General features: G+C 38.8%; 9 protein-coding genes and 1 pseudogene. 7 read left to right on the top strand and 3 right to left on the bottom strand.

The window, feature by feature from the left end; translation table 11 throughout:
• Positions 1-216: 216 nt before the first annotated feature.
• Positions 217-342, top strand: coding sequence for a hypothetical protein (locus CBG25_RS12035; RefSeq protein ID WP_290606886.1), 126 nt, complete (start codon positions 217-219; stop codon positions 340-342).
• A gap of 65 nt (positions 343-407) precedes the next feature.
• On the opposite strand, the gene rpsT is transcribed toward CBG25_RS12035, so the two are convergent.
• Positions 408-668, bottom strand: coding sequence for a 30S ribosomal protein S20 (rpsT, locus tag CBG25_RS12030; RefSeq protein WP_026821429.1), 261 nt, complete (start codon positions 666-668; stop codon positions 408-410).
• 336 nt (positions 669-1,004) lie between these two features.
• On the opposite strand from rpsT, the gene ribF reads away from it, so the two are divergent.
• The 6 genes from ribF (at position 1,005) to dapB (ending at position 7,753) form a co-directional block, all read left to right on the top strand.
• Complete coding sequence (gene ribF, locus CBG25_RS12025) at positions 1,005-1,934, top strand: bifunctional riboflavin kinase/FAD synthetase (RefSeq protein WP_290606883.1); 930 nt, start codon at positions 1,005-1,007, stop codon at positions 1,932-1,934.
• Between the two features lie 38 nt (positions 1,935-1,972).
• The gene (ileS, locus tag CBG25_RS12020) at positions 1,973-4,789 is read left to right on the top strand and encodes an isoleucine--tRNA ligase (protein WP_290606881.1); all 2,817 of its coding nucleotides are present in this window, start codon (positions 1,973-1,975) and stop codon (positions 4,787-4,789) included.
• Complete coding sequence (gene lspA / locus CBG25_RS12015) at positions 4,789-5,289, top strand: signal peptidase II (protein WP_290606879.1); 501 nt, start codon at positions 4,789-4,791, stop codon at positions 5,287-5,289. The genes ileS and lspA overlap by 1 nt, the downstream gene beginning before the upstream one ends.
• 61 nt (positions 5,290-5,350) lie before the next feature.
• Entirely contained in the window at positions 5,351-5,821 is a 471-nt protein-coding gene (fkpB, locus tag CBG25_RS12010; protein ID WP_290606877.1) for an FKBP-type peptidyl-prolyl cis-trans isomerase, read from the top strand.
• Positions 5,802-6,752 (top strand): 4-hydroxy-3-methylbut-2-enyl diphosphate reductase, encoded by a 951-nt coding sequence (gene ispH / locus CBG25_RS12005; protein ID WP_290606874.1) that lies wholly within the window; start codon positions 5,802-5,804, stop codon positions 6,750-6,752. Before fkpB ends, ispH begins: the two co-directional genes overlap by 20 nt.
• A 179-nt stretch (positions 6,753-6,931) precedes the next feature.
• On the top strand, positions 6,932-7,753 hold the full coding sequence (dapB, locus tag CBG25_RS12000; RefSeq protein WP_290606872.1) for a 4-hydroxy-tetrahydrodipicolinate reductase: 822 nt from the start codon (positions 6,932-6,934) through the stop codon (positions 7,751-7,753).
• A gap of 574 nt (positions 7,754-8,327) precedes the next feature.
• Here the strand turns inward: dapB and CBG25_RS11995 are convergent.
• Both CBG25_RS11995 and CBG25_RS11990 read right to left on the bottom strand, forming a co-directional pair.
• A pseudogene (locus CBG25_RS11995) lies at positions 8,328-8,756 on the bottom strand (recombinase family protein); the annotation flags it as partial.
• A 159-nt stretch (positions 8,757-8,915) separates the two neighbouring features.
• Positions 8,916-9,196: transposase family protein (locus CBG25_RS11990; protein WP_290603775.1), on the bottom strand; the 281-nt coding region annotated here is incomplete at its 5' end.

Genomic DNA, 9,196 nt, shown 5'->3' with positions numbered 1-9,196 from the left:
TAACAAGCTGAAAATTCAGCGGCTAAATTTTTCAATTCTTCGACTGATAATCCAATGATTGCTTTACATAAACGATTATCTCGTAACAGCCGCTCTTTGTTGATCATTTCAAACCTTTATTCTCTAAGTTAAACCTCTTTTTATTCTCAATAGCGTGACAAAAAATGCAAGTCTCTATTCAGCAACTAGTTTAATGAAGTAGTTGAAATTGGTCATATGGATAAAGTAAAAGAAGAATATTATGTTATTTTTGCTGAACGTATGATCCAGCATCCAGCAGTGCAACGTGTTTGTAATAAGGATTTTTCTGGTCTATTTGATCAAAGCTTTTATAAACAATAAGAGCCATTTTTAATAATAATAAAAAAACCGGCTGAAGCCGGTTTTTTAGCAAAATCAAAAATAAATTACATTGATTTGATTTGCGCTACTAAATTTGCTTTATGACGTGCAGCTTTATTTTTGTGGATCAAGCCTTTGCTAGCATAGCGATCAACAATAGGTTGCATGTCGTTAAATGCTTTTTGTGCTGCTTCTTTATCGCCAGTAGCGATAGCGGCATAAACTTTTTTGATAAAAGTACGCACCATAGAACGACGGCTAGCATTATGCTGACGACGTTTCTCTGATTGTATGGCACGTTTCTTAGCTGATTTGATATTAGCCAAGGTTCAACTCCCAAATATTTATTCTATCGAGGACAATCTAAAGGCCGAGGAATATGCCTTTTTCGCCTTCATTTGTCAATGAATTTGTGTAAATAAGCATCGTGTATAGCAATGCGATCTGTTGTGATGACCAGGGATTTTACCAGTTTACTGAGTGAGAATACAGTTTTAAATGTGAAAAACCGGATGAAATTGTAGGAAAGTGGTTAGATTAAGTATTTTTTTACTGACAAACAACCATTTATTATCTTTGTTATAAATATTAATCAAATGGTGACTTAACCTTCAAGGTAGTAAGCGGTATAATGCAGCAATTTTTATTATATTGAGCCGATTATGAAGTTAGTACGTGGTATACATAATATTCGCGCATATCATCATGGTTGTGTGTTGACTATTGGCAATTTTGATGCTGTTCATCGAGGGCATCAGGCATTATTGAAACATTTAAAACAACAGAGTCAGCGTCTCGGGCTGCCAACGATGGTCATGATTTTTGAACCTCAACCATTGGAGTTTTTTTTGGGCGCAAATGCGCCAGCACGTTTAACGCGTTTACGTGATAAGATAAAATACTTTACCGAATATGGCGTTGATTATTTACTGTGTGTTAAATTTAATCCAACATTTGCTTCATTGACACCGCAGGCTTTTGTTTCAGAATTGCTGATGGAAAAATTGGGGGTTAAATTTTTGGCGATAGGTGATGATTTTCGTTTTGGCAAAGATAGACAGGGTGATTTTAAATATCTTCGTGAGGCAGGGGAACAATATGGTTTTGAAGTGGCCAATACTGAAAGTTTTTGTGACGCCGGCCAGCGAGTTAGTAGTACGGCTGTCAGGCAAGCACTATTAAGTGATAATCTTACCCTTGCTGAGAATCTTATGGGACACCCCTACCGATTAAGTGGTCGAGTGGTACATGGTCGCCAGCTTGGTAGTACGATCGGTTTCCCAACCGCGAATATACCATTTAAATGTTTAGTTATGCCTGTTAAAGGCGTTTATGTGGTAGAAGTATATGGATTAGCCGATCACCCTTTGCAGGCAGTGGCCAATATTGGCACACGCCCAACCGTGAATGGGGTTGATCAGCAAATTGAAGTTCATTTGATAGATGTGCATATGGATATATATGGACATCATATTGATGTTGTATTGCGTAAAAAATTGCGTAATGAGCAGCGATTTGCTTCTATTGATGAATTAAAACAGCAAATCGGTAAGGATATAATGGCTGCGAGACAATTCTTCCAGTCGTCATAATTTAGATATTTAGCAGAAAATTGGAACTGAGAATTTAGATGAGTGACTATAAAAATACCCTGAATTTACCGGAAACAGGGTTCCCTATGCGCGGTGATCTCGCTAAACGAGAACCGCAAATGTTAGCCCGTTGGTATAAAGAAGGTTTGTACCAAGCTATTCGCCAGGCCAAAACAGGCAAACAGATGTTTATATTGCATGATGGTCCTCCTTATGCAAACGGAAGTCTTCATATTGGTCACTCAGTTAATAAAATTCTCAAAGATATTATCATTAAATCTAAAGGGCTGGCCGGATTTGATTCGCCATATATTCCTGGTTGGGATTGCCACGGTTTGCCAATTGAACATAAAGTTGAACAAATTATCGGTAAACCCGGTGACAAGGTTTCTGCAGCTGTTTTTCGTGAAGAGTGTCGCAAATATGCCAAAGAACAAATTGAGGGCCAGAAAGCTGATTTTATCAGAATGGGCGTACTTGGTGATTGGGAACAGCCTTATTTAACCATGGATTTTAGTACCGAAGCCAATATTATTCGTGCGTTAGGTAAAGTGATTGAAAATGGCCACTTAGTGAAAGGTGCTAAACCGGTTCATTGGTGTACTGCTTGCGGTTCTTCCTTAGCGGAAGCGGAAGTTGAATATTATGATAAATCATCACCTTCCATTGATGTACGCTTTAGCGCGGTGGATGCTAACGCTGTTTATAGTAAATTTGGCGTAAAATCGTCGGCTTTGCCGGTTTCAGCCGTGATCTGGACGACCACGCCTTGGACGTTACCCGCCAACCGGGCGATTGCGGTTAACGCTGATTTTGAATATCAATTAGTGAAAGTCAATAATAATGAATGTTTAATTTTGGCAAAATCACTGGTTGAAACAGTAATGCAGCGTATTGCAGCAACAGAGTGGCAAATTTTAGCACAATGTAATGGCTCTGAATTGGAATTACTGCGCTTTCATCACCCATTTATGAATTTCGATGTGCCTGTTATTTTAGGTGATCACGTTACTTTAGACGCGGGTACCGGGATTGTACATACGGCACCAGGCCATGGTCCGGATGATTATATTGTTGGGCAGAAATATAAACTTGAAATAGCAAATCCCGTCGGTCCAAATGGGTGTTATTTACCTAATACTTATCCTGGTTTGGACGGTGTTTTTGTATTTAAAGCAAATGAATTAATTATCGAACTTTTAGCGGCAAAAGGGGCATTGCTACATAAAGAAATATTACAGCATAGTTATCCTTGTTGCTGGCGGCATAAGACACCGGTTATTTTTCGTGCTACACCTCAGTGGTTTGTTAGTATGGAAAAAAATGGTTTACGTGAACAATCGCTAAAAGAGATTAACGGGGTTAAATGGATCCCAGATTGGGGACAAAGCCGGATTGAATCTATGGTTGTAAATCGTCCAGATTGGTGTATTTCTCGTCAGCGCACCTGGGGTATGCCGATGGCATTATTTGTGCATAAGCAGACAGAACAATTACATCCGCGGACGTTAGAATTGATTGAAGAAGTCGCTAAACATGTTGAAAAAGCAGGTATCCAGGCGTGGTGGGATCTTGACCCCGTTGCCCTATTAGGAAGTGATGCAGCTGATTATGTTAAAGTCCCCGATACGCTTGATGTCTGGTTTGATTCTGGTTCTACACACTATGCCGTTGTAGATGTTCGCCCTGAATTTAAAGGCCATTCTGCTGATTTATATTTGGAAGGCTCTGATCAACATCGTGGTTGGTTTATGTCGTCTCTAATGCTATCAACTGCGATGAAAAGAAAAGCGCCTTATCGAGAAGTATTAACCCACGGTTTTACGGTTGATGGACAAGGCCGTAAAATGTCAAAATCTTTGGGTAATACCATTAGCCCACAAGACGTCATGAATGATTTAGGGGCTGATATTCTGCGGCTATGGGTTGCTTCAACCGATTATACTAGTGAAATTGCTGTTTCAAATGAGATTTTAAAACGTTCTGCCGACAGCTATCGGCGTATTCGTAATACAGCACGCTTCTTATTAGCCAATTTGAACGGTTTTGATCCTGCTTCACATCAAGTTAAACCAGAAGATATGGTGATATTAGATCGCTGGGCAGTAGGGCGGGCGAAAGCCGCTCAAGCGGAAATCGCTATGCATTATGCTAATTATGATTTTCATGCAGTCGTTCAGCGTTTGATGCAGTTTTGTTCAGTTGAAATGGGTTCTTTCTATTTAGATATTATAAAAGATCGTCAATATACGGCAAAAAGTGATAGCTTGGCACGTCGTAGTTGTCAGACAGCCTTATTCCATATCATAGAGGCCTTGGTACGCTGGATTGCGCCGATTCTTTCTTTCACGGCCGATGAAATTTGGCAGCAATTACCTGCTAGACAGAGCAAATATGTCTTTACTGATGAATATTATGCTGACTTGTTTGGCTTGGATGTTAATGAAACGCTTAATGATGAATTTTGGAATAAGTTATTAATTATCCGTAGTGAGGTTAATAAAGTTCTCGAACAAGCGCGTGCAGACAAACTTATCCGTAGCTCGTTGGAGGCTGCAGTGATTTTATATGCTGATACAGAACTGGCAGAAATACTAAATCGTTTAGGTGATGAGTTACGTTTTGTATTGTTAACTTCACAGGCTAAAGTAATTGATATTAGCCAAGCCCCAGTTCAGGCACAGAATAGTGAACTGAGTGGATTGAAAATTGCTTTCCAGCAGGCGGAAGGTGATAAATGTCCTCGTTGTTGGCATTATGCAACGGATATTGGTCGGGAGGCGGAGTATGCAGAATTATGCGGCCGCTGTATTACTAATGCAGCCGGTAACGGTGAAATACGTAAGTTTGCCTAATGAAAAATCCTATCTGCTCTACTGGTTTACGCTGGTTATGGTTAACGGTTGTGATATTAATTGTTGATCTTGGTAGTAAGCAACTCATTTTGAATAATTTTCAATTATATGAGTCGATACCATTAATGCCTTATTTCAATTTGGCTTATGCTCAAAACCCTGGTGCAGCATTTAGTTTTCTAGCTGATAAAGGGGGATGGCAGCGTTGGTTCTTTGCCTTGGTTGCGATTGTCATTTGTGTGGTGCTTATCGTAATGATGTATCGCCAAAGCGTGAATAAAAAATTGAGTAATATTGCTTATGCATTGGTTATTGGTGGAGCATTAGGGAATTTGTGCGACCGCTTAGTCCATGGCTTCGTAGTTGACTTTATTGATTTTTATGTTGGTGACTGGCATTGGCCAACATTTAACATTGCGGATATGGCGATTTGTCTTGGTGCGGCACTCATCATTCTTGATAGTTTCATCAATACAGATAAAAAAGCGAGCGGATCTTAGTTTATCGTTCGTTTACGTTGATAACAGGTTGATTTATTTCTAACAGTGGGTTTTTATTGTCATGTTAACCTTAGTACAAGCAAATAGTGCCGTGTTGCTGCATTTCACGATCAAACTTGAGGATGGTTCAATTGCTGATTCAACCTATAATCAGGATAAACCGGCACTTTTTCGCCTTGGCGATAAAAGCCTATCGCGAGCACTTGAAAAACAATTAATTGGTTTAAGTGTTGGTGAAAAAAAGACATTTACTTTAGGCGGAGAGGACGTTTTTGGTAAACCAAACCCAGATATGATCCAATACTTTATGCCAAAAGATTTTATTCAGGTCGGTATACCTGAAGTCGGTGCCATCATATTATTTACCACGATAAATGGCAGTGAAATGCCAGGGATCGTAAAAGCAGTGACGGAAGAGTCTATCACTGTTGATTTTAATCACCCGTTAGCGGCTCAGAATATCATTTTTAACATTGAAGTGTTGGAAATTGACCCGAAATGGGAGGAATCAAATGCAAATATTGCTGGCTAACCCTCGGGGTTTCTGTGCAGGTGTTGATCGGGCAATTAGTATTGTTGATAGAGCACTGGCGCTTTATGGTGCGCCGATTTATGTTCGGCATGAAGTTGTTCATAACCGTTATGTGGTTGACAATTTACGGCAACGTGGGGCGATTTTTATTGAACAAATCTCTGAAGTCCCTGATGGTGCTATTTTGATCTTTTCTGCTCATGGTGTCTCTCAAGCAATTCGACAGGAAGCTAAGCAACGTCATCTGACCATGTTATTTGATGCAACTTGTCCATTGGTGACTAAAGTACACATGGAAGTTGCGCGTGCCAGTCGTAAAGGTAAAGAAGCGATTTTAATTGGTCATGTTGGGCATCCTGAAGTAGAAGGCACAATGGGGCAATATAATAATCCGGCTGGAGGTATGTATTTGGTTGAATCGCCGGAGGATGTCTGGAAATTACAAGTAAAAGATGAAAATAACCTCTGTTTTATGACCCAGACTACCTTATCGGTTGATGATACTGCTCATGTTATTGACGCGTTAAATACTCGTTTTCCAAATATTATCGGGCCACGCAAAGATGATATCTGTTATGCGACAACCAATCGTCAGGAAGCAGCGCGTGAATTGGCTAATAAGGCTGATATTGTACTAGTTGTCGGTTCTAAAAATTCTTCTAATTCCAATCGTCTTGCTGAATTGGCTCAAAGAGCAGGCAAGCCGGGCTACCTGATTGACTCCGTTGATGATATTCAAGAACATTGGCTGGAAAATATGCAGATTATTGGTCTTACTGCTGGCGCATCTGCACCAGATATTCTTGTTCGTCAGGTTATTGAACGCTTAATGGTTTTAGGTGCCAGTGAAATGATTGAACTTGCTGGTCATGAAGAAAATATTGTTTTTGAAGTACCAAAAGAGCTACGTGTTGAAATCAAAGAAATATAATAATAGCTATTTGGGCATTTTATTAAATGAATTTTTTAGCGCAGCAGTTTATCGATTAATTAAGTCAACCCTAATGGCTTTTTTTGTCACTGACGGTTGCTGTAAGCATTAAGCTAGGATGAATATTAATCTTATCGAACTCAAGATACTTAATCTGCTTTTAATCAAGAGAGATAAACATGACTAATTCAGATATTCGTGTTGCCATCGTTGGTGCGGGTGGCCGCATGGGACGTGAACTAATTAAAGCAGTTTCACAACAGAATGGCGTTGTTTTAGGCGCTGTGTTAGAAAGAAAAGGTTCAAGTATAGTAGGTACTGATGCTGGTGAATTAGTCGGTATTGGCGGTTTAAATGTTATAATTAGTGATGATCTAATTAATGTTTTAGATAAATTTGATATTTTGATCGATTTTACCCGTCCCGAAGGTACGCAATATTACCTGTCAGTTTGTAAAAAATATGCCAAAGCGATGATTATTGGCACTACAGGTTTTAATGAAACTGAACAGAAGTCGATTGAAGAAGCGGCGAAAACGATCCCTATTGTATTAGCAGCCAATTTTAGTGTTGGCGTTAATTTGATGTTGAAGTTATTAGAAAAAGCCGCAAAAGTGATGGGCGAATATAGTGATATTGAAATTATTGAAGCTCATCACAGGTATAAAGTCGATGCGCCTTCAGGAACAGCCTTAGCAATGGGTGATGTTATTGCCAAGTCAATTGGCCGTGATTTAAAAGATTGTGCAGTGTATGGTCGCCAAGGTATTACTGGTGAAAGAGAAAATAACAGCATTGGCTTTGCAATGATTAGAGCTGGCGATATTGTTGGCGAGCATACGGCAATTTTTGCTGATATAGGTGAAAGAATAGAGATAACTCATAAAGCATCAAGTCGGATGACGTTTGCAAATGGGGCTGTGAAGGCCTGTTTATGGTTAAAAGGGAAAAAAAGTGGTTTATATAGCATGAAAGATGTATTAAATTTAGAAAACATTTAATTTTTATATAGCTATCCATTTGATAAATAAAGATTAATTTTAAGTTTTTGATTTTTTTGGCGGTTATTAATTTTTTTTATTTGATAATTTTTATTTCTGTTATTTAAAATAAAAATTTTATTGATTTAAGATGATTTTTTGCACATTTACTATAATGAAATTTATCTAAACCATACTTTTACAATTATCATGCTATGCAATCGATTATTTTGCTAAGATAATTTATCATTTTACTAGTTACATTGATTTTTCATTATAAATTAACTAAAAAAGTAATAAAAAATTATTTTTTACTAGACAATCACTCTTCTCATCATTAGAATGCGCGCAATTTGCCAAAAATTTGCATAAATTCCATTTTGGCACGAATTTATTGGCTTACGAATGAATAAATATGCTCAATAAATGTTTTTTTATTCTTCTGGAGGGTATTTTGATTAAGCCAGCTATATTGGTTCTGGAAGACGGAACCCAGTTTCATGGTCATTCTGATGCGGCGTGCGATATTTGAAGCCAAAACGTGCGATAAATGGCGAGCTACTTTTGTTTCCATCAGTGCAACGGAATTACACTGTTATTTTTCATCAGCCGTATTTTCGACCGTTTTAGAGATGCGATTAACGGGATAATATTTGTAGATGCTTGCTAATGAAATGCCATACAGTAATGCAATCTGTTTTCTACTATGACCGGCCTCAAGTAATTTTTTAGCCTGCTCTTGCTGTGCAGAAGATAATGAGCGAGGTCTACCACCGATACGTCCTCTGCTTCTTGCCGCGGCTAAACCAGCCTGAGTACGCTCGACAATCAATTCCCGCTCCATTTGTGCTAACGCGCTCATCACATGAAAGAAAAAACGACCGGCTGACGAAGAGGTGTCGATAGAATCCGTCAAACTATGAAAATGAATGTCTTTATCTTCAAGTTTGGATATTAAAGTAATCAAATGTTTAATGCTGCGACCCAGTCTATCCAGCTTCCAGACAACTAAGGTGTCACCTTGTATCTTGAAAAGAGTTTAAAATAGCCACGAGTGAATTTGGCAAGGTGTATGCAGCCCGATTTCTCCTAGGGCTCATAGCCCGTAAGTCAGCTAATGGCGCATACACTAAGCGTGTTGCTTAATAGTGAAATAAGGGTGTTTCGGTGATTGAAGTAAATTTTACGCTGTTCTGAGATGGAAATTCCAAAGACCTGCGCTAAGGAGTAAGAAGGTATCATCAATAAAGGGTCTACGATTCCGTAAAATTTGGGTCATGCAACCGAGGCGCTTGATACCCGCGATGGCGTGTTCAACTGTAATACGGATGCCCGAGATTATTTTATTTTCTTGTTTTTGTTCAGGCGATAAAGGTCTTTTTCGAGTTCCTTTTTTTGGGATTTGTGTATTAGGATGCTGTTTATCTATACCTTGAAAACCGGTATCTGCCCAGATGGTTACCT

Source organism: Arsenophonus sp. ENCA (assembly GCF_002287155.1).
Taxonomy (GTDB): domain Bacteria; phylum Pseudomonadota; class Gammaproteobacteria; order Enterobacterales; family Enterobacteriaceae; genus Arsenophonus; species Arsenophonus nilaparvatae.
Note: the sequence above shows the minus strand (reverse complement) of the source record. Positions and strands in the feature narration are given on the sequence as shown.